This is a genomic window from Flavobacterium denitrificans DSM 15936 (assembly GCF_000425445.1).
GTDB lineage: Bacteria > Bacteroidota > Bacteroidia > Flavobacteriales > Flavobacteriaceae > Flavobacterium > Flavobacterium denitrificans.
In genome coordinates, this window is the sequence record NZ_KE384379.1 from 152,127 (window position 1) to 174,996 (window position 22,870).

The window sequence follows — 22,870 nt, forward strand, 5'->3', positions numbered from 1 at the left end:
TAAATTAGCTACATATCATACTCGCCTTTAAACTTTTACACATTTAAATCTTATTAAAAGACCAAACCGTAATATTATTGAGTTTAATGTTGAAAGATGAACAAAAAAATGTCTGTTTAATTACATTTATAGATGCCGAGGTGGAATCGGTTAAAGGCAGAATCCTTGATATAGGTGCAATTAAAGAAAACGGCAATCCTTTTCATAATGCATCTTTAGGAGAATTTACCCAATTCCTTAGAGGCAGCGAGTATGTGTGCGGGCATAACATTTTAAATCACGATATTAAATATATAGGGCATGCAATTATTGAGGCTGGTATTAATCCTTTGAATGTCATTGATACTTTGTACCTGTCTCCTTTATTATTTCCAACGAAACCTTACCACTCGTTATTAAAAGACGACAAACTTCAAACGGAAGACAGAAACAATCCTTTAAACGATTCCATTAAGGCACAAGATTTATTCAACAGTGAGGTCGCCGCTTTTTTGCAGATTGATACAACACTTAAAGACATTTTTTATCTCCTTTTGAATCGTACAAAAGAATTTGGAGCTTTTTTTCGGTTTACAAATTATCAGAGCACAAAGTCTGATGTAGAATCTCAGATTAGATTAAAATTCCAAAGTGAAATTTGCCTAAATTCAGATTTGGCAAAAATAATATCCGAAACCCCAATTGAGTTAGCCTATTCCCTGTCACTAATTAATTCATTTATACTTTTTAGAAAAGTTCACTCTATAACACCTCCCTGGGTTCTTAAAAACTATCCCGAAGTGGAACGTGTAATCCTGTTATTACGAAGCAAACCCTGTTTAACCGGATGTACCTACTGCGAAAATGCGTTGGATATCTACAAAGGTTTAAAAAAGTTCTTCGGTTTTAATTCATACCGAACTTATGGCGGAGAACCGCTTCAGGAAAGAGCTGTTAAGGCCGCTGTAAACAACAAATCGGTACTGGCTGTTTTTCCAACGGGCGGTGGAAAATCAATTACATTTCAGGTTCCGGCGCTTATGAGTGCTGAAAATTCTAAAGCATTAACGATCAAAATTTCTCCTCTTCAGTCACTAATGAAAGATCAGGTTGATAACCTTGAAAAAAACGGAATAAGCGAAGCTGTAACTATCAACGGATTATTAGATCCAATCGAAAGAGCCAAATCAATTGAAAGGATTGAAGACGGTTCTGCTTCCATTCTGTATATTTCGCCCGAATCTCTCCGCTCAAAAACTATCGAAAAACTAATTTTAGGCAGGAAAACAGCGCGTTTTGTGATTGATGAAGCGCACTGTTTTTCGTCATGGGGACAAGATTTCAGAGTCGATTACCTATACATCGGTGACTTTATAAAATTAATTCAGGAAAAGAAAAATCTCGAAAACAGTATCCCTGTGTCCTGCTTTACTGCAACGGCCAAACAGAGAGTCATTGAAGATATTCGGGATTATTTTCGCGAAAAGCTATCACTAGATCTTCAAATATTCACTTCAAAAGCCTCAAGAACTAATCTTCATTACAAGGTTTTTGAAAAGCAAAATGAAGATGAAAAATATTTAACTGTTAGAGATTTAATTGAAGAGAAAAACTGCCCAACAATTATCTATGTCTCCAGAACACTCAAAGCTTATAAACTAGCCGATCAGTTATCAAAAGATGGTTTTAATGCAAAATCATACCATGGTAAAATGGATAAAAAGGAGAAGACTGAGAATCAGAATGCCTTTTTAAATGGGGACACACAAATTATGGTAGCTACTTCTGCATTTGGTATGGGCGTAGATAAGAAAGATGTCGGTTTGGTGATTCATTATGAGATATCAGATTCACTTGAAAACTATGTTCAGGAAGCTGGACGTGCAGGCAGAGATGAAAACATTTTAGCTGATTGTTTTGTGTTGTTTAACGAAGAAGACCTCAGCAAACATTTTATTTTGCTTAACCAAACCAAACTTTCAATAAAAGAAATCCAGCAGGTATGGAAAGCAATAAAGGATATTACCAGATTCCGGTCGAAAATATCTAATTCTGCGTTGGAAATTGCCCGAAAAGCAGGCTGGGACGATAGCGTTGCAGAAATAGAAACACGCGTAACTACGGCAATAGCAGCTTTAGAAGATGCAGGATACTTAAAACGTGGGCAGAATATGCCAAGGGTATTTGCTAACAGCATTTTATCTGAAAATGCTCAGGAAGCTATTGAAATAATAAATGCTTCGAAAAAATTTGAAGAAAATCAAAAAGAACAAGGTGTACGTATTATAAAGAAACTCTTTTCAAGTAAAAGCAGAAAAGAAACCACCAACGAAACTCCTGAATCTAGAATAGACTATATTAGTGATCATTTAGGCATCGTAAAAGAAGAGGTTATTAACGTGATAAACTTATTGCGCGAAGAAAATATTCTGGCCGATGCCAAGGATTTGACTGCTTTTATAAAGAGTACAGAAAATAAAAACCGCTCTCTTGCTATCGTAGAGCTACACAGCAAAATCGAAAACTTCTTACTTTCTGTTTTTAAAGAAGAAGAAAGTATTTTTCATTTGAAAGAATTAAATGAGGAAGTTGAAAAAAATGGCTGTGATGGCGTAACCACTAATAAAATAAAAACAATAATCAACTTTTGGTCTATTAAAAACTGGATTAAAAGAAAAAATCTAGACCATTTTAAGAACCATATTGCTGTACTCTGCCTTCAAAGTAAAAAACAATTAAAAGATAAACTTGAAATACGTCATGAGCTTGCAACATTTATCGTTGAATTCTTTTATGAAAAAACGATCACTGAAAAAGCAAAAGGCCAAACAGACAAAGATGAAATTTTAGTTGAGTTTTCTGTACATGAACTAAAGTATGCTTATGAAAACAGCTCAGACCTTTTCAAAAAAGAAATAAGCATTTATGACATTGAAGATACATTGTTCTATCTTTCACGGATTGAGGCAATAAAAATAGAAGGCGGTTTTCTTGTTGTTTATAACGCTTTAACTATCGAGCGGATCGAACAAGACAATAAAAAACGATATACTAAAGACGATTATCAAAAGCTCAATCAGTTTTACGAAAATAAAGTCCAGCAAATCCATATCATAGGCGAATACGCTCAAAGAATGCTTACTGACTACAAGAATGCACTTCAATTTGTAGAAGATTATTTCCAGCTTAATTATAACTCTTTTCTAAACAAATATTTTAAAGGCAGTGACAGACAAAACGAGATTAGGAGGAATATCACTCCTTCAAAATTCAAACAATTATTTGGAGAGCTTTCGCCAACACAATTAAAAATCATAAAAGACAATGAAACACAACATATCGTTGTAGCCGCCGGTCCAGGCAGTGGCAAAACAAAGGTATTGGTCCATAAACTGGCTTCTCTCTTATTAATGGAAGATGTGAAGCACGAGCAGTTATTAATGCTTACATTTTCGAGAGCCGCCGCTACTGAATTTAAAAAACGTCTATTAAACCTGATTGGCAATGCAGCAAACTTTATCGAAATTAAGACATTTCATTCGTACTGTTTTGATCTTTTGGGAAAGATAGGTACTTTAGAAAAATCAGCGGATATTTTAAACATTACTGTTGAAAGAATTAAAAACGGTGATGTTGAAGCTAATAAAATTACCAAAACTGTTTTAGTAATTGACGAAGCACAGGATATGAATGCAGAAGAGTTTGCTCTTATAAATGCGCTCATGGAGCAGAATGAAGAAATGAGGATTATTGCTGTCGGAGATGATGACCAAAATATTTATGAGTTTAGAGGCGCGAGCTCTAAATATCTTGAACAATTCATTTATGACAACAAAGCAATAAAACATGAATTAGTCGAAAATTATCGCAGCAAAAGTAATCTGGTTTCTTTTTCGAATCAATTTGTCAAACAAATTCAACACCGATTAAAAGAAACACCGATTATTGCTAATCAAATCGATAACGGAAAAATCAAAATTGTCAGCTATCAGAGCTGCAATCTCATCACTCCACTTGTAGCTGATATTACTAACACAGGTCTTTCAGGAACTACATGTGTAATCACAAAAACTAACGACGAAGCTGTAAAAGTTGCGGGACTGCTTTTAAAGAATGGCATAAAAGCAAAACTTATACAATCTAATGATGGTTTTAATTTATATAACCTTGTCGAGGTTCGGTTTTTATTAAATAAAGTAGATTCCGGTCCCGATATTTACACAATTAGTGACGAAATTTGGAATGAAGCTAAAAAAGAACTGATTAATACTTTCCATAACAGTACTAAATTAGAAATCTGTCTAAATATTATCAAAGATTTTGAAATCACTAATCCAAATAGGAAGTACAAATCTGATTTAGAAGTTTTAATTCGCGAATCTAAATTAGAGGATTTTTATAATGAAAATAGCGAAACCATTTTTGTATCTACCATTCATAAAGCAAAAGGAAAAGAATTTGATAATGTGTTTCTTCTACTTGAAAAGTTTAATCTGGATACAGATGCAGCTAAACGCCAATTATATGTAGCAATGACCAGAGCTAAACATAATCTAAACATCCATCTAAATAACGATTACCTCAATAGCTTGAACGCAGAAAATCTTGAACACATAAGCAATTTTGAAATTTATCCTACACCTGATAAAATTGTAAGACATGCCACTTTCGAAGATGTCTGGCTAGATTATTTTATTAACAGGCAGATTTCAATTTCTCAACTTACTTGTGGAGAAAAATTGCATATTGAGGGCAACGAATGCTTAAATTCAAACGGACAATCTGTGTTAAAATTCTCAAAGAAATTCATTGAGAAAATCAAACTAATGAAGCTAAAACACTATGAACTAAAAAGTGCATCTGTGAATTTTATATTGTATTGGCGCAAGGAAGGAGCTTTGGAGGAAATCAAAATAATTTTGCCTGAACTTTATTTTGAAATTATTGATCAAAAATAAAAGCCTCAGATTTCTCTGAAGCTTTCTTTATTTCGTGATTAACTTTTAAAAAAATCAAAAGTTTCAATTTCAGTCAAATCAGCATTGAATTTGACAAAAGTTGCAGGAAATCCAGCTTTTATTTTCCCAAATTTATCTCCTAAACCAATTGCATTTGCAACGCGCGAAGATGCCATTTTCAGGGCTTCGTCTGCAGAAACATTCAAATGATTATAAGCATTTTGCACCGCTTCTAACATGGAAATGGATGCTCCGGCCAAATTGCCGTCTTTATTTCTATAAAAACCATTTTCGAGATGAGCATCAAAATTATCCCAATTAAAATTGGTGACTTTTCGCCCTAAAAATGTAGCATCACTAATCAAAAAGAATTTATCCTGCTTTAGTTTGTAGGCCAATCTCGCTGCTGCGTAATCGCAATGTGAACCATCCAAAATAACGGGTGTAAATACGTTTTCGTTTTCGAAAGATGCTCCAACCAAGCCTGGTTCACGATGTCCAAACTGCGTCATTGCATTAAATAAATGTGTAACTAGATTGATTCCTTTTGCAAAATAAGGCTGGGCTTCTTTATATGAAATAGTAGAATGTCCGATCGATATTACGATACCGCTTTCTAACAACATATCAAGCTGTTCTTCCGTAAAACATTCAGGCGCAATAGTGATAACTTTTATAACGCCCTTCCCGTATTTAATAATTTCTTCAAGCTCTTTGTTTGTAGGCTTTCTAACTTGATCGATGCTGTGTGCGCCTCTTCGTAACGGATTCAAAAATGGTCCTTCTAAATGCATTCCGATTACGCCATTATCGTGTTTTTCTCTATAATTGCGAACGGCTTCAATTCCTTGCAAAATGGTTTCGTTTGAAGATGATATCAAACAGGGTAAAACTTGCGTTGTTCCATATTTACGACTAGTTTCATAAATATCCTGAATGGCTTCTTCGGTAGGAGTTTGACTGAAATAAAGCCTTTCTCCTCCATTTATTTGAATATCGATAAATCCCGCCGCAATATGTTTTCCTTCCAAATCGATTGTTTCAATAGCATTTGGAATTTCTTTTTGAACCGAAAGAATCTTTCCGTTTTCAACAACAATAACTCCATTATTGATTACTTCTTCTCCAGTGTGAACTACTGCATTGATAATGGCTTGTTTCATTTTCTTAAATTTATTTATAAAGTGCTATTAATTTTCCACGCAGATTTAAATTGATTTGAGCAGAGCAACAACAAATACTACTTATTAATTTGTCTCCAAATTTTTGTACTAAAATCATCTTTGTACATTAATCTGTTTGTTCGCGTTGGATTTACGCGATTCGTCAAAATAATTAAAAATCGGTTGGTGTTTCTATTCATAAAGAAAAATGTTCCCGTAAAACCTGTATGTCCAAAATCATCTTTTGTAAAAAATTCGTCTGGTTTTCTTTTATCAAAACCTAAACCGCGATAAATGCCTTCTTTTGCAAGTGGCGATTCTGTAAACTCTTTTACGACTTTGGCTTTTAGAATTTGTTTCCCTTTATAATTTCCATTATTCATCAACATTTTGCAGATTACGGCAATCGATTCTGCGTTGGCAAACAAACCAGCGTTTCCAGAAACACCTCCAAGAATTGCCGCCGCTTCATCATGTACATAGCCTTTTATGGTATCTTTTCTGAAAAAATTATCCACTTCGGTTGGCATTACATTGTCTATCGAAGTCCACTTTAGCGGATTATATCCAATTTTCGAAATACCTAATGCGGTATAAATTTCATTTGTAAACTGATCGAGTTTCTTTCCTGTTTTGGTTTCAATGATTTGTTTCACCAATAAAAGATTTAAATCACTGTACAAATATTTCCCTCTCGGATTTGTATTTGCCTTCGCTATTCTTTCATAAACCGATGGATAAAATGCTGGATTCAACCACATGTTTTTATAAACCTGAATCCAATTTTCTTTTGGTTCAAAAACAAGATATTTTGAATCGTAAACAATGTTTTTGTTGACGAACATATTATCAAATTGCGCAGGATATTGCTCTGATTTTTGATTGCTCAACAAAGGCGAATTATCTGGCGTAGAAAGCAATGCTTGATAAAAAGTAATACTTGGTGTCAATCCAGAAGTATGCGTCAGCAATTCAAAAAGAGTTAAATCAGAAATAGCAGTGTTTTTATACATCGGAACAATTTCGCCAACTCGATCTGTAAGTTTTAGTTTGCCATCTCCCACTAAACGCATAGTTACTAATGTTGCTCCCAAAACTTTAGACATCGAAGCCAAATCAAAAACGTCTTCTGTTTTTACCTTTTGTTTTTTTGTGTAATCATGATAGCCATAATTTTTGGATATCAAATTAAAATCTCCTGTCCCTACGATTATTTGCGCACCCGGAAAAAAGCCTTTTTCCAGCGCATTATTCATCATCGAATCAATATAAGCTTCATTTTCTTTGAGACCAAAATCCTTATTTATTTTTTTAGGAGAATGAAAACCCATTCCTAAAAAAACAAAAGAAATAATGATAATGCTGAATATTATCTTTTTCATCTTTTTACTGATTAATTTTTTAAATCATGTTGTCTTACTTTACTTGGTTACAAACTCAACCGCGGTACTTTCTGTCTGAGTTTGGCTTAGAGCGGTGAGTGCATAAACGTAGTTTTCCAAATTAGCATTTGGAACTTCTAATTTTAGTGCTGTTGTCACGTAATAAATGTTTTCAGGATTTGAGAAATCGGTTATTTTTCCTTTTGGAAATCTGTAAATCACATATTTCTTGTCGTTAAATGCGGCTTTCCAAGTCAAAACTGCATTATTGCCTTTTTTAGCAATTGTTGCATTTGTTGGCGGTTGGGGTTTTAATCTTGTTATTCTGTTTGCTTCGGGAGTCAAGGCAATATATTTGTATTCTTTTTGAAGAAGTGGTTTTCTTAACGTATCTCCTTTTTTCAGAAAATTAGAAGCTGTAAAATGCATCGAACCTTCAATTTGAGGGAGTTTACGAATCATTTCAATCTGTTTTACGATTTGATCAGGACTTCTCCATTCTGGTTCTTTAGCCGAAGTCGAAATTTTATAATCGCCATGACCCACGTAAACATTTGTTCCGTATTTATGTTCTGCCCACCATTTTGCTAAAACTTCAAAATTTGCTTTATCAAAACCAATGTGCCAATATATTTGAGGCGTAACGTAATCGATCCAGTATTCTTTTTGCCATTTTAAAATATTGGCATACAAATCATCATAATTTGTGGCTCCAGCAACCGTTTTAGAACCTTGAGAATCTTTGGCAATATTTCTCCAAACACCAAAAGGCGAAATTCCGAATTCAACCTCAGGTTTATTGGCAATAATCGTATCTCTAATTTGCTTGATGATTAAGTCAACATTGTCTCTTCGCCAATCATCTTTATCTTTAAACTGGCGTGGTTCTTTAGCAAATGCTTTTTCATCTGGAAATTCTTGTCCAGCAATTTTATATGGATAGAAATAATCGTCCATATGAACCGCCTGAATATCATATTTACGAACAATTTCTCCCACTACAGAAGCCACAAAATCTCTGGTTTCTTGTAAACCTGGATTAAAATATCTTGTTTTTCCGTAGGTAAGGAAAAGGTCTGGTCTTTTAAAATACAAATGATTTTTTGAAAGCACATCTCTAACGGTATCTTTCTGAACACGATACGGATTCAGCCAAACATGCACGTTCATGCCGCGTTTTCCTGCTTCATCAATCATCATTTGCAAAGGATCAAAACCTGGCGCAACGCCTTGAGTTCCGGTTATCCAATGCGAAGCTGGCTCTTTTGTCGATTTGTAAAAGGCATCGGCAGTTGGGCGAATTTGAAAAATGACAGTGTTCAGATTATAGGAACGAAGGTTATCCAAAATAGCAATCATTTCGGCTTTCATTTCTTTATCTGACAAACCTGGTTTAGATGGCCAGTCAATATTTTCTACCGTAGAAATCCAAGCGGCGCGCATTTCTCTTTTTGGAGATTGCTGACTGAAAATTTTGGTATGAATCAGCAAAACTAGAATTATAATTTTTATGCTTTTCATAATTTTTATTTTGGGTTAGTTTTTTAAAATTCAACCGCAATCCCAATAGCTATCGGGAGCAAGGATTTACGCAAAGTTTTTTTACTAATTTTATTTTTTTTAATCTCGCAAAGTCGCAGAGACGCAAAGTTTTTTCTTAAATCTTTTTAATATTCTTTGCGACTTTGCGAGCAATTTCGTTTTATTTAAGCAAATAAATTCCGCCTTCAATTAAAGAAGTCCAAACTCTACCTTGGGCATCAATTGTGAAACCATTTACACTTGAACTTCCTAAAGTGATTTGTTTTATGATTTCAAATTTTTCTGCATCAACGATTATAACTTCTCCTTTTCGGCTTCCTATGTAAATCTTATTGTCTTTTTCTAAAATTCCTGCTGGATTGTGTTCATATCCTAATTTCAAATCCAAAACTTTGCTTTGTTTTTCGACATTTTCTTCTGTCAATTCCAGATCATGTAAAAGTGGTACTCTTAAAAGCAATCCATCCATTGTTTTGCCATAAAACCATTTTCCGTCTTGGCTTTTCCCCATCGATTCTCTAATTTTCCATTTCGAAGTTCTTAACAGCGTTTTTCCTGTTTCAATATCCAAAATGGTTAAAAAACGTTGAGGCGTAACAAAATAAAGTCGGCTTTTTGTTGAAACCATATTTACATTTCCTGCCGAATATAAAATTTGTTTGTCATTGCCATTATTCCACTTCCAGATTAACTCTCCGGTATTTTTATTTAAACAATAAACATAAGTATCCCAAACCCCAAAAATGATTTTATCTCCTTGAATCAAAGGTGTTCCTTGAGAATACGATTGTGGCATTTCTTTTTTCCAAATTACCTTACCGCTCACAGCATCTACACAAACAAACGAAGTCGAACTTGCTGTATAAACTTTATTGTTTTCAACAATTGGAGAACCTACTAAAACACCACCAATAGCAACATCCCATTTTTGTTTTCCTGATTGCGAATCAAATCCTAAAAGCTTTCCTTCGATCGTTCCAACAACGAGATTATTTTTTACAATTGTCGGCGAAAAATAAATAGCATTTCCTGTTTTTGTTTTCCAATTTATTTTTTTGTCTTTCAAATTTACGGATTGTATTTCACCAAGCGAATTGGCAAAATAAAAATTCTTTTTATCAAATGAAGGAAGACTGTAAATCGAAGCATCATCTTTCAAAAAAGGAGTAACTGTCGGAAAATCATCCTTTGGAATTTCAATTTTAGATGGTTTTGTCGGAACAGAAAATTTATAAACACCGGGCTTATCTAGTTCCTTCTGATAAATGCTGATGCTGTCATTACTGATAATTAATTCGTTGTAACTCTGAGTTTTGCCATCTAGAGATGTAATAGAAGTTCCCATTAAGCCACTCAAACCCGAAAAATCATATTTTCTTAGCGTATGCCCGTGGCCACAAAAACTGGCAACAGTGGGATGTTTTTGCAAAACAGAAAGCACTTCTTTATAATTGCTCACACTATTATCCAGCGGATAATGAGCAAAGTTGAGCACTTTTTTATTGTTTCCCTTAAGACTATCTTTCAACGTTTTATCCAGCCATAATACATCTTCATGTTTTACAAAACCATCACCCATTTTCATGTATGGCCCGCATGGATACCCAATAAAAACGTAATCTCCTTTTGAAAATACAAAGCGATCTTCTCCAAATATCTTTTTATAAGTAAGCCCCGCGCTTTCGCTCCAGTTTGTTTCGTGATTACCAGAAATAACATAATACGGTTTTGTTAATTTTGATAAAATAGAGTGAACCTGTTTTAATTCGTCATCAGCACCGCGATTGGTTAAATCTCCGGTTACAACTACAAATTCATTGTCTGAATTGTTGATTTCTTTTACTATGTTTTGCAATAAAAAATCATTGTCATTTCCCACAGAAACATGCAAGTCTGTAAGTTGTACAAATTTTATAATTACCTTTTTCTCTGCATTCTGCGAAAAACCGGATGTTATTACAAAAAGCAATAGTATTCTGAAAAATAGATGTTTCATGGTTCTTTTTATTTTATTAGCAATAATTTATTTTAAAAATTCCTACTCGGAATATGATGCGTTTATATCAAATTAATTCGGCAGAATTGATCAAAAAAAACCTAACAGGCTTAAAAAACCTGTTAGGATAACCAACCAAAATTTGTGTATTTCAATCATGTGTGAGAACCAAAATACACTTTATGATTACTCTGCTTTTACATTTTCATTAAAGAAATCGCGAAAAAACAAAAGTTGATATTGTAAAGAATTCTCCCAGTATTTAAGATTATGTTCTCCTGGGCGCTCAATATAATCGTGATTTATTTTTAGAGCCAGCATTTTTGCGTGAAGCTCTCTGTTTACGGTCATAAAAAAATCGTCAACGCCACAATCAATAATCAGTTTTAATTTGTTGTCTTTTACCAAATCGAGCATATTGGTAATTGTATTTTGATTCCAATTTTCAGGAAATTCAGTAATTGACCCCAATCGTTTTTTGATATCCCAATTATCAGGAAACGGGCGAATATCAACACCTCCGCTCATACTTCCCGCCGCGCCAAATACATCTTGATGCTTAAATGACAAATACAACGCACCATGTCCGCCCATACTCAAACCAGAAATGGCTCTTCCTGTTCGATCGGCAATTGTTTTATATTGTTTATCAATAAAAGGAACCAACTCTTTTACTACATACGTTTCATATTTAAAACTCGGATCAATTGGACTGTCAAAATACCAGCTTGAATAATTTCCATCAGCACAAACTACTATAAAACCGTATTGATCTACTTGTTTTCCAAGTGCTTTAAAACCTTTTACCCATGACGCGTAATTGCCACTGTGTCCGTGAAGCAAATAAACTACCGGAAATGTCTTTTTGCTCTTTTTATAATTGTCCGGAACAACCACACAAGTTTTTATATTCTTTTGCATCGAAGCGCTAAAAACTTGTAAGGTATCAACTTTTGATGCTTGCGCTGTAAAGACTAAAAACAGCAAAAAGATGGTGTAAATTGATTTTTTCATAACTGATGTTCATTAAATACTATTTCAAACAATCTCTTAAAATGGTTACCGGATGCAAAGCTTTTCTGTTGGTTCCGTCAAAAATTTGATGACGGCAACTTGTTCCCGCAGCCGCGATTTCCGTTGTTGATTCGGTTGCTCTGATTTTCGGAAACAAAGTATCTTCTCCCATTTGCATACTGATTTCGTAATGCTCTTTTTCATAACCAAATGAGCCCGCCATACCGCAACAACCTGAATTGTAAATCGTAACCGTATTATTTTTTGGAAGATTCAACATTGCAAAAGAAGCTTCAACGCTGCTCAATGATTTTTGGTGGCAATGTCCGTGAATCTTTATGCTTTTTTCTTTTTCAGAAAATTGTCCCGCGTGAATTTTTCCGTTTGAAATTTCTCTTTTGAAAAACTCTTCAACCGTAAAAGTGTTTTTTGCAACTTTTGCTGCACTTTCCTTATCTCCCGCCAATCGAAGATATTCATCTCTAAAAGTCAAAATCGCCGAAGGTTCAAGACCAATTAAAGGCGTATTTTCAGAAATTATATTTTTAAAAATAGTGATGTTTTTATTTGCAATTTCCTGCGCTTCTTCTAGAAAGCCTTTGGAAATAAAAGCTCTTCCGCTTTCTTCGTGATCGATTACAATTACATTATAACCTAATTTCGTCAATAATTCGAAAGCATCAATTCCTACCGAAACATCATAATAATTAGTGAATTCATCACAAAATAAATAAACGCTTCCGTTTTCAAAAGAGTTTGCCTCATAAAGCTTTTTATTGGCATGATACCATTTTTTAAAAGATTTTGGAGCCAATAATGGAACTTGTCTTTCAGATGCAATTCCCATTCTTTTTTTAACGAATGAAAGATTCGAAGCCCAGTTGGTAACAGAAGGTGCAATACTTCCTAATTCATTCAATTTCGAATTAAAAGCAAATATTTTACTTCGGAAAGAAAAACCGTTTGCCTTTTGATATTGGTATAAAAATTCGGCTTTTAAAGTGGCTACATCTACATTACTTGGACATTCGCTTGCGCAGGCTTTACAGCTCACACACAATTCGAATACTTTATATAATTCTTCGTGATCGAATTTATTTTCTTTTTCAGAATGCGTCAGGTATTCTCGTAAAGCATTGGCACGCGCGCGAGTGGTATCTTTTTCATTTCTAGTCGCACGATAACTCGGACATAAAGTACCGCCTGCCGATGGCAATTTTCGACAATCACCAGATCCGTTGCATTTTTCGGCTGCACGCAAAATTCCTAAACTGTCTGAGAAATCCTGAATTGTTTTAATATCTGGCTCCACTCTTCCTGCTTCAAAACGGAGGTTTTCATCCATTTTAGATGCATTTACGATTTTCCCAGCATTCAAAATCGTGTCAGGATCAAACGCTTTTTTTATGCGTTTCAGCAATTCGTAGTTTTTATCCCCGATCATAAACGGCAGAAACTCTCCACGTAAAATTCCGTCACCATGTTCACCGCTTAGTGAACCTCTATATTTTTTCACCAAATGAGCTACCTCGGTAGATATATTTCTGAATTGATGTAAACCTTCTTTTGTTTTTAAGTTTATCTTTGGACGCAAATGCAGCTCTCCTGCTCCAGCATGCGCATAATAAATCGCACTTTGTCCGTGGCTTTCCATCATAGCGGCAAAATCGGCAATATAATTAGGCAAATCGCTTAATTCGACTGCAGTATCTTCAATCGAATCGGCCGCTTTGTCGTCTCCCACAATACTTCCTAAAAGTCCGAGACCTGCTTTTCGAACTTCATTTACTTTTTCAATATCTTCTCCATAAATTTTTGGAAGTGCGTAACCAAAACCATTAACTTCAAGATCTTTAATCAAAGCATCAGCTTGCAATTCGGCATCTTCCATACTAATGTGCGAACCCACTTCAAGCATAATAACGGCTTTTGGTTCGCCCACAATAAAGAATCTATTTTTGGCTTGTTCTCTATTGGTTTTAGTGCAATCCAAAATCGTGTCATCCATCATTTCGCAAGTGTACAAATGATGTTTCATCGCAACCACAACGGCTTCAAGGCTTTCTTGAATTGTATGAAAATGCGCCACGACCATAATAGTATTTGTTGGAGGAAGATTGTCAACTTTTAAAGTAACTTGTGTTGTGAATGCCAAAGTTCCTTCACTACCACACAACAATTTCCCTAAATTTATGGTATTTTCTGTTCCCGAAAAAAGCTCCGATTTCAGCAAAGCATCAATCGCGTAACCAGTATTTCTTCGGTGGATTTCTGGTTTTGGAAACTCCCTTAAAATCTCTTCTTGATTTTCTTTATCTGAAAGTTCTTCGTAAATCGTTTTATAAATTTTACTTTCTAAAGAATCTCCTTTTGTTTTCTGAATAAATTCCTCCGAAGTTAAATCTTTAAATACGGCAAGAGTTCCGTCGCTTAAAACGGCTTTTATTTCAACAATTTTATCTCTGGTGACACCGTAGCGAATTGAGGTTGTTCCTGACGAATTATTTCCAACCATTCCACCAATCATGCATCTATTGGTAGTTGATGTCGTTGGTGAAAAAAATAATCCGTGTGGTTTTAAAAATAAATTCAGTTCATCGCGAATTACTCCGGGTTGAACCGTTACTGTTTTCTTGCTGGCATCAAAAGAAACAATTTTGGTAAAATGCTTTGAAACATCGACAATTATACCGTTACCGACTGTTTGTCCAGCTAAAGAAGTTCCAGCTGTTCTTGGTGTTATTGAAATTTTATTTTGTGAAGCGAAATGAATAATCTTAACGATATCGCCTTCTGTTTTCGGAATTGCTACCGCAACTGGCGTAATTCTGTAAGCAGAAGCATCTGTCGCATATATTTTTTTATGAAGTTCATCATAAAAAAGATTTCCTTCTAGCGAAGCAGACAGTTCGTTTAATTGTTGAGAATTGGGCATTTTACTGGTTTCTATTGCTTTTGGTTGTTTAATGCAATATTAATTTCCGTTTTTAAGAATTTAAAAACTGTTGCGAACAGCTCCAAATCATTTTGAAAATCAATATTTTGCCAACAAATAGACCATAAAATGATGAAGAAATGGTTTTCATAGATATATTGGTCAAAAGGTTTAGCTTTAACAAATATATACACAAAAAAGAGAAACTTTACATTATTTTGCGTTATTTAACAAAATAAATTTTAAAAAAACGCAAAAACACGCAATTTTTATTTTAGACTACAGATACTACAACACTAACACGCCTGCTTTCTTGTATTCTTCCAATCTAGCATCTTGAGGATCTAAATTCGTAACAATCGTATCCAATTGAGAAAGATCGCATACGCTGTGTGGCATTTTTGTATTTAATTTATCTGAAGAAAACATCGAAACCACTTTGTCAGACGCTTCTATCATTGCTTTTTTAACAATTGAAATTTCATAACCAATTTCAGTCAAACCCTGTTTCACGTTGATACTGCTGGCCCCAATGAAACAAATATCAGCCTTAATTTTAGACACAACCTGAATTACATCCATACCAATAGTTACCATTGCGTTTTTCTGCATTTTTCCACCAATGAAAATCAAATCAATATTAGGATGCTGAGATAATTGCATAGCAATTGGAAGACTATAGGTGTAAATCGTAGCTTTTAAATTGGCAGGAATCAACTTTGCAAAAACCAAATTTGTGCTTCCGCCACTCATTATAATAACTTGGTCGTCACGAAGCAAAGACAATGCTTTTGTTACAATTTGCTTTTTCTCTTCTTCTGCAGAAATATAAATATCAAATACATCTGTAGATTTTCTGGAAACTTGAACTGCCCCGCCATATACTTTCTCTAACAGCTTTTTACTGTCGAGTTCATTTAAATCACGGCGGATTGTATCTTCGGATAAATCCAGAGCCAAAGCCAAATCTGTTGTAACAACTTTCTGGTCTTCAATAAGCTTAGTCATTATATATTTCTGTCTCTCAGCTTTCAGCATTTTTTTGAAAAAGTTAAAATTCAGGACAAATATATCAAATATTTCAAATTATATCTGAAATCTCGCCCAAATCTGCAACAGTACGCAAATTTTTGTTTATAATTTATTAACATAGCCAAATCAAACATAAAAATATGCGTTATTTTGCGTTATTTAAGTTAATTTTTAAAAAAAAAGACAAAATAATGCAGTTGTATGCAATAAATAAATATATTTGCTCAACAACCATAAAAAAAACCAGATTATTATGAAAAAATTATTCCTTATTTCATTGTTGGTTTTGTTCATTCAAGTGACATTTGGACAAACAAAAACAATTACTGGAACTGTTAAAAACAAAGCTGACGGTTTTCCCATACCTGGAGTCAGCGTATTGATTGAAGGAACTTCCAATGGAACTACTACTGATTTTGACGGAAATTTCAGCATTTCTGTAGCGCCAGGCCGAAGCTTAGTTTTCAGCTACATGGGATCTGAAACACAAGTAGTGAAAATTGAAGGACAACAAAAGCTTAACATTTCTCTTGCATCTGCTACTGCAAAATTGGATGAAGTAGTTGTCGTGGGATTCTCTTCTCAGAAAAAAGCAAACCTTACAGGTGCAGTTGCTAAAGTAGATGTAAAAAAAGCTTTAGGAAGCATACCTATTACAGATATTACAAAAGGTTTACAAGGTACAACTCCTGGACTTAATGTTACTTTTAATTCTGGTAATATAAGCAAACAATCAAAAGTTAATATTCGTGGAGCTGGAACTATTGTAAATGGTGAAGTTTCAGGATCGCCACTTATTTTAGTGGATGGTGTTCCTGGAGATTTATCAATGCTAAATGCAGAAGATGTAGAATCAATGTCAGTACTTAAAGATGCTGCTTCTGCTTCTATTTATGGTGCACGTGCTGCATTTGGAGTTATATTGATTACTACTAAAAGTGGTAAAAATGCTAAAGGAAAAGTACGATTCGCTTACAGTAACAACGTAGCTGTAAGCAACCCAATTTCTTTGGTGCAATTTAATGACCCAACTTTAGAGCTTCCTGCAATGATTGAGGCACAAGCCAGAGCTGGAAATGCAAATCCAGAATCTTTTGGTATGAACTACAAAACATTATTGCCTGGTATCATCAACTGGAAGGAGAAGTATGCAGCAACAAGAGATCCTAACAACAAAAATATGATTTTAGGAGAAGATTTCGACGTGATTGGCGGAAAAGAATATTTCTACAGAATTTGGAATCCACACGATGAAATGTTGAAAAAGAATTCATTGCAAACACTTCACAACTTATCAGCTCAAGGTTCTTTAGGAGATAAAAGTTCATTCATTGTTTCGTTAGGACTTGCTAACCAAGAAGGTGTAATGAAAATCAATACTGAAACCAACAAAAGATTCAATCTTAATCTTGGTTTTACAACACAATTGGCAAGCTGGCTGACAGGAGATTTTAAAGTATTAGGAACTTTCCAAGAATATGACTCTCCGTTCAACTACTATAATAGTGGTCTTGATACTACTGGTAATGGATATTTTGGATATTATATGCGTTGGGGCTCTTATTTCCCTTACGGTACTTATAATGGCACTTATTTTAGACATGCACCTGGATATATGGAAAATGCAAGTCAAAACGAAAGCAAGTCAAATGATATGAGGATCAGCGGAAGACTTACTGCTCAAATTACAAAAGACTTCAATATCGTTGGAGAATATAGCATCAACAACAATTTCTCAAGTCTAAAAATGAATGGTGGTCAAGTACCGCTTTGGGACTGGTGGACAAGTGCTGCCGACTTAGTCGCAGGAAAACCTACAATGATGGAAAGTGCAAATGATTTTGTTGCACAAGCTAAATCATCTTATACAAGAAATGTTGCAAATATCTTTGCAAATTACAGCAAAACATTTGGAGAAAGTCACAACTTTAAAGCATTAGGCGGTTTGAACACCGAATGGTATGATTTTGAAAGAACGTATGCTCGTAGAAATACACTTTTAGACAAAAACAAACCAGAATTTAATTTAGCTATTGGGGATCAATTTACTGCTCCTCTTAGTGCTAATGACATTTTAAATCCAGGGTTATCAAGATATGCAATTGCGGGATTCTTTGCTCGTGTGAATTATGATTACAAAGGAAAATATTTATTGGAGATAAACGGGCGTTACGATGGTTCGTCAAAATTCCCTGCTAATGAGCAATGGGGTTTCTTCCCATCTGCTTCTGTTGGATATAGAATTTCTGAAGAAGCTTTCATGGAAAGCACTAGAAGCTGGTTAAATGATTTGAAAATCCGTGGATCTGTAGGTTCAATTGGAAATCAAAATATCGCTAACAATGCCTTTTTACCAGTTATGACTAACGTTACTACTAACCCTAACCCTTATTGGATAGGAAGTGGTTCAACTATTCCTCCAACTGTCAATCAGCCAACAAATGTTGATCCGAGTTTAACTTGGGAAAAAGTAACTACTCAAGATATTGGTATTGATATCAGATTATTTAATATGTTAGGTTTGACTTTTGATTATTACCAACGTGATACAAAAGGAATGTTAGCCCCAGGTAAAACGCTTCCAGGTTCATTTGGTCAAGCTGCTGCCAATACAAACTCAGGAAATTTAAGAACAAAAGGTTGGGAATTAGCACTTAACTTTAACAAAGCAATCAATCAAAATATTAGCGTTTATGCAGATCTTACTCTTTCTGACAATACTACAGAGGTAACAGAATGGAACAATTCGGCCAAATTAATAAGTACTTCTTCTTTTTATGCAGGTCAAAAAATTGGTGAAATCTGGGGATTGGAAACTGACCGATTAATTCAGACTACAGATAATATTGATGCAACAGGATTAATTGTAAATGGTGTAGATTACAAAAACATCAGAACTGGGGCATTTAAATTTGGTGCTGGAGATGTAATGTACAAAGACTTAGACGGAGACGGAGTAATCTCAAGAGGAGACGGAACAGCTCTTAAGCCTGGAGATTTAAAAGTTATTGGTAACACAACGCCACGCTACCAATACGGAATTCGTTTAGGAAGTGCCTTATACGGATTTGACATTGATGCTTTCTTCCAAGGAGTTGGTAAACGTCAATATTGGGCAACTTCTGATTTGGTCTTGCCTTTCTATAACAGAACAGATGCGATGTACGCGAACCAAAATGATTATTGGACACCACAAAATACAGATGCATACTTCCCTAATCCATACCCTGGACACGCTGGAAATGCTTTTGGAACTTATGCCCCTGGATCTAATAACTTTGTGGCACAGTCACGTTATTTGTTAGACATGTCTTATTTGCGTTTGAAATCTGTGACCCTTGGTTATACTATTCCTAAAAGCATTACTCAAAAAGCGGGGATTGATAAAATCAGACCATACATTTCAGCATTAAACTTAGTTACTTGGAAGAGCAGCAAATTACCAGTAGATCCTGAAATCAATGAAACTGAAGCAGCATGGGGAAGAACTTTCCCGTACTCTAAAACATGGTCATTTGGTATTCAAATTGCATTCTAAATAAGGTATTTAAAAATTAAAAAATAATCAAAATGAGAAAATTAATAATAAACTCTAGGATAAAGCTATCAGTTGCCTTGCTTACTTTTGCAAGTCTAGCGGTTAGTTGCTCAGATTTTTTGGATACACCTCCTGAAGATGTGTTTACAGATGAAAATTTTTGGACTTCAGAAAACAACGTAAAAACATATTCTTGGCTAAACTACAATACCTTTAATGGGTACGGAAATAACGCCGGAACAACAGCCGACTTTTACTTTCATGCTACCAGTACATCACTAATCGACGACAACTTGGCCATGAACGTTTTCACTAACTTCCCTACAGCTGCTAATGCAACCAGCGCTAACTGGAATGAGTATTACACTTTGATTCGTCGCTGCAATCTTATGTTGCAAAGAGTACCAAATGTTCCTATGGATCAGACAAAGAAAAATCATTATATCGGCGTTGCAAAGTTCTTTAGAGCGCATACGTATTTCCGTTTAGCACAGCAGTTTGGCGATGTACCATATACTGATATGTATTTAGCACAAAGCGACCCTAACGTATACAAACCAGCTTTAAAAAGAGCTGAAGTAATAGACAACGTAATTAAAGATTTGGAAGAAGCAATTCCGATGTTATTAAACGTTGATGATAGCAATATTACGGTTAATAAATATACTGCTTATGCCTTATTAAGTCGTGTATGTTTAAGCGAAGGTACCTACAGAAAATACAACGCTGGACAAAATGGAAACACTTATCTTCAAAAAGCAAAAGATGCTTCTTTAGCGGTAATGAATAATAACGCTTACAAACTAAATGCTGACTGGAAAGCACTTTACAATTCGGTTGAATTATTAGGAAATACGGAAGTAATTTTGGCTAAAAGATACATTAAAGGTGTTTTAGGAAATTCTGTACAAGCTTACACAAACACCTCAACTGTTCAAAACGGATTGACGAAATTTGCTGCAGAAAGCTATGTAACTACTAATGGCTTGCCTATCAAACAAGCTGGAAATGCTCAATATTTAGGTGATAATACTATTGCGAATACTTTTGCCAATAGAGACCCAAGATTTGCTAAAGCTTTCAGTACAGCTGATTATGCGTATTCTGACAAACCTTTTAATGGTTTAACTTCTATCACAGGATATGTATTCCAATTATATAACAATCCTGCTACATCAGGCACTGAGGTTACCACAATTGGACAAAATCAAATTGATGCTCCAGTTTTTACATTAAGCGAAGTTTATTTAAATTATGCAGAAGCATGTGCAGAATTAGGTACTGTTACTACCAACGATCTTAATTTATCAATCAATAAAGTGCGTACACGTGCAGGAATCGCTGTTTTGGCTACAGATGGTATAAATGCTACCGCTGGTGGCGTACAAATAAATGATCCACAAAGAACATCTGCATTAGAAGCAAAAACAGGAATCGTTAATCCAATTATTTGGGAGATTCGTCGTGAACGCAGAATTGAATTCATGAGCTGGACAACTATGAGAAAAGAAGATCTTATGCGTTGGAAAAAAGGAGATTATTTGGATACTAATTCAAATCCAGATGTTACTTTAGGAGCTAGAATTATGGCCTTAATAGGAACAAACTCAAAAACAAAAGTAAATGCAGATGGATACGTAATTCCTTATGCGGCAGGTGTAACAAGATTATTTGTGTCACCAAAAAATTACTTAAATGCAATTCCGACAAATGATATCAATTTATACGCGGCTGAGGGAGTAACCTTAAACCAAAACCCAGGCTGGTAATTCAGTATATTCTGAAAGATAAATAGCAATACTGTCTCCGAAATTACATGTTTTGGAGGCAGTATTTTAAAAATATTCTTTTTTAAGCACATCGTGACAGACAAATAGACCGAATAAAATTTAAACCTGAATTATTCAGGCATACAATATCTCAGTTTTTAGATCTCCCCTAAATCTACCTAAAACATTCACATACATTCCAATAATATTTTAATTTTATTTAGTCCTTTTTTGCCTTTAACTATTAACTGTATTTAAAATGATAAAATTTATAGCAAAAAGCGTTTTTGTTACGGCATTTCTATTCTGCATTCCGTCTCATTCTTCAACAGTTGAAACTACAAATGCAATGGAAATCAATGCTTCTGTGATTAAAACTGGAGCAGATAATTACGAAAAATATCTTCCGATTTTAAAAGATAAAAAAGTCGGAATTGTGACGAATCAAACTGGAATTTTATCTAACAAAACACATGTAGTTGATTTTCTTTTAGAGAAAAAAATTGCCGTTCAGACTATTTTTGCTCCAGAACATGGATTTAGAGGAACTGCTGATGCCGGCGAACACGTTGTTGACGGAAAAGACCCAAAAACCGGGCTGCCAATTATTTCGCTTTATGGCGACAACAAAAAACCAAAACCAGCGCAATTAGCAGGAATTGATGTCATGATTTTCGATTTACAAGATGTTGGAGCGAGATTCTATACTTATATTTCATCACTTCATTATGTGATGGAAGCTTGCGCAGAAAACAACATTCCGCTTATTGTTTTTGACAGACCAAACCCGAATGGCTCTATCGTTGACGGTCCGCTTTTGGAAAAAGAATTTACAAGTTTTGTGGGCATGCACCCTATTCCATTGTTACACGGAATGACAATTGGCGAATATGCACAAATGGTGAACGGAGAAAAATGGCTGAAAGATGGCGCGCAATGCAAATTAACTGTTATTCCATGTTTGGATTATAAACGAACAATGCCTTATAGTTTATTAGTAAAACCATCTCCAAATTTGCCTAACGACCAATCCATAAATCTTTATGCGAGTTTATGCCTTTTTGAAGGAACAAATGTGAGCATGGGACGCGGTACTGAAACACAATTTCAAATTTATGGCTCGCCTTACTTAACTAAAACAAATTTCAGTTTTACACCAAAGCCAAATTTTGGCGCAAAAGATCCTTTATACAATGGAAAAGAATGTTTTGGTGAGGATTTAACCAAATATCCAAAACTAAAACAACTTGAATTAAAGTGGCTGATTAAAGCCTATAAAGACACCAGTGACAAAACAAAATTCTTTAATGGATTTTTCACCAAATTAGCAGGAACTAAAAAACTGCAACAGCAAATTGAAAGCGGCGTTTCTGAATCTGAGATTAGGAGCAGTTGGCAGAAAGACTTAGAAGCTTTCAAAAAAATGAGAACAAAATATCTGATCTATAAATAATCCTTTATTTCAATAATTTACTCGAATTCCACTATTTTTTCAATAAAATAGAGATTATTAATGCGAAAAAACGAAATCAATTATTCGAGAGAATATTGGTTTTAACAAT

At 34.6% G+C, this 22,870-nt stretch carries 11 protein-coding genes; 4 read left to right on the top strand and 7 right to left on the bottom strand.

Going from position 1 to position 22,870, the window contains the following annotated elements; genetic code table 11:
• Positions 1-86 precede the first annotated feature (86 nt).
• Positions 87-4,937: a RecQ family ATP-dependent DNA helicase gene (locus H600_RS0120315; RefSeq protein ID WP_026730507.1), complete on the top strand. Its 4,851-nt coding sequence runs from the start codon at positions 87-89 to the stop codon at positions 4,935-4,937.
• Between the two features lie 38 nt (positions 4,938-4,975).
• Here H600_RS0120315 and nagA read toward each other — a convergent pair whose 3' ends face one another.
• From nagA to H600_RS0120355, 7 genes are all read right to left on the bottom strand, one after another.
• On the bottom strand, positions 4,976-6,100 hold the full coding sequence (gene nagA / locus H600_RS0120325; RefSeq protein ID WP_026730508.1) for an N-acetylglucosamine-6-phosphate deacetylase: 1,125 nt from the start codon (positions 6,098-6,100) through the stop codon (positions 4,976-4,978).
• 77 nt (positions 6,101-6,177) lie between these two features.
• Positions 6,178-7,482, bottom strand: coding sequence for a serine hydrolase domain-containing protein (locus H600_RS0120330; protein WP_026730509.1), 1,305 nt, complete (start codon positions 7,480-7,482; stop codon positions 6,178-6,180).
• Positions 7,483-7,521: 39 nt separating this feature from the next.
• The gene (locus tag H600_RS0120335) at positions 7,522-9,003 is read right to left on the bottom strand and encodes a glycoside hydrolase family 10-like protein (protein ID WP_026730510.1); all 1,482 of its coding nucleotides are present in this window, start codon (positions 9,001-9,003) and stop codon (positions 7,522-7,524) included.
• A 181-nt stretch (positions 9,004-9,184) separates the two neighbouring features.
• Entirely contained in the window at positions 9,185-11,020 is a 1,836-nt protein-coding gene (locus tag H600_RS0120340; RefSeq protein WP_026730511.1) for an outer membrane protein assembly factor BamB family protein, read from the bottom strand.
• Positions 11,021-11,206: 186 nt separating this feature from the next.
• Positions 11,207-12,034 (bottom strand): alpha/beta hydrolase, encoded by an 828-nt coding sequence (locus H600_RS0120345; RefSeq protein ID WP_026730512.1) that lies wholly within the window; start codon positions 12,032-12,034, stop codon positions 11,207-11,209.
• Positions 12,035-12,053: 19 nt separating this feature from the next.
• Complete coding sequence (locus tag H600_RS0120350; RefSeq protein WP_026730513.1) at positions 12,054-14,969, bottom strand: FAD-binding and (Fe-S)-binding domain-containing protein; 2,916 nt, start codon at positions 14,967-14,969, stop codon at positions 12,054-12,056.
• A gap of 288 nt (positions 14,970-15,257) precedes the next feature.
• Entirely contained in the window at positions 15,258-16,007 is a 750-nt protein-coding gene (locus H600_RS0120355; RefSeq protein ID WP_026730514.1) for a DeoR/GlpR family DNA-binding transcription regulator, read from the bottom strand.
• A gap of 247 nt (positions 16,008-16,254) precedes the next feature.
• Between H600_RS0120355 and H600_RS0120360 the strand changes: the two genes are divergently transcribed.
• The 3 genes from H600_RS0120360 to H600_RS0120370 all read left to right on the top strand — a co-directional run bounded on the left by H600_RS0120360 (position 16,255) and on the right by H600_RS0120370 (position 22,761).
• The gene (locus tag H600_RS0120360) at positions 16,255-19,539 is read left to right on the top strand and encodes a SusC/RagA family TonB-linked outer membrane protein (protein ID WP_026730515.1); all 3,285 of its coding nucleotides are present in this window, start codon (positions 16,255-16,257) and stop codon (positions 19,537-19,539) included.
• A 32-nt stretch (positions 19,540-19,571) separates the two neighbouring features.
• Entirely contained in the window at positions 19,572-21,308 is a 1,737-nt protein-coding gene (locus H600_RS0120365) for a RagB/SusD family nutrient uptake outer membrane protein (protein WP_026730516.1), read from the top strand.
• A gap of 259 nt (positions 21,309-21,567) precedes the next feature.
• Positions 21,568-22,761 (top strand): exo-beta-N-acetylmuramidase NamZ family protein, encoded by a 1,194-nt coding sequence (locus tag H600_RS0120370; protein ID WP_026730517.1) that lies wholly within the window; start codon positions 21,568-21,570, stop codon positions 22,759-22,761.
• Positions 22,762-22,870 lie beyond the last annotated feature (109 nt).

Bases quoted from the DNA above. Each gene is read 5' to 3' on its own strand.
- H600_RS0120315 (WP_026730507.1), top strand. From the start codon at position 87: ATGTTGAAAGATGAACAAAAAAATGTCTGTTTAATTACATTTATAGAT.
- nagA (WP_026730508.1), bottom strand. From the start codon at position 6,100: ATGAAACAAGCCATTATCAATGCAGTAGTTCACACTGGAGAAGAAGTA.
- H600_RS0120330 (WP_026730509.1), bottom strand. From the start codon at position 7,482: ATGAAAAAGATAATATTCAGCATTATCATTATTTCTTTTGTTTTTTTA.
- H600_RS0120335 (WP_026730510.1), bottom strand. From the start codon at position 9,003: ATGAAAAGCATAAAAATTATAATTCTAGTTTTGCTGATTCATACCAAA.
- H600_RS0120340 (WP_026730511.1), bottom strand. From the start codon at position 11,020: ATGAAACATCTATTTTTCAGAATACTATTGCTTTTTGTAATAACATCC.
- H600_RS0120345 (WP_026730512.1), bottom strand. From the start codon at position 12,034: ATGAAAAAATCAATTTACACCATCTTTTTGCTGTTTTTAGTCTTTACA.
- H600_RS0120350 (WP_026730513.1), bottom strand. From the start codon at position 14,969: ATGCCCAATTCTCAACAATTAAACGAACTGTCTGCTTCGCTAGAAGGA.
- H600_RS0120355 (WP_026730514.1), bottom strand. From the start codon at position 16,007: ATGCTGAAAGCTGAGAGACAGAAATATATAATGACTAAGCTTATTGAA.
- H600_RS0120360 (WP_026730515.1), top strand. From the start codon at position 16,255: ATGAAAAAATTATTCCTTATTTCATTGTTGGTTTTGTTCATTCAAGTG.
- H600_RS0120365 (WP_026730516.1), top strand. From the start codon at position 19,572: ATGAGAAAATTAATAATAAACTCTAGGATAAAGCTATCAGTTGCCTTG.
- H600_RS0120370 (WP_026730517.1), top strand. From the start codon at position 21,568: ATGATAAAATTTATAGCAAAAAGCGTTTTTGTTACGGCATTTCTATTC.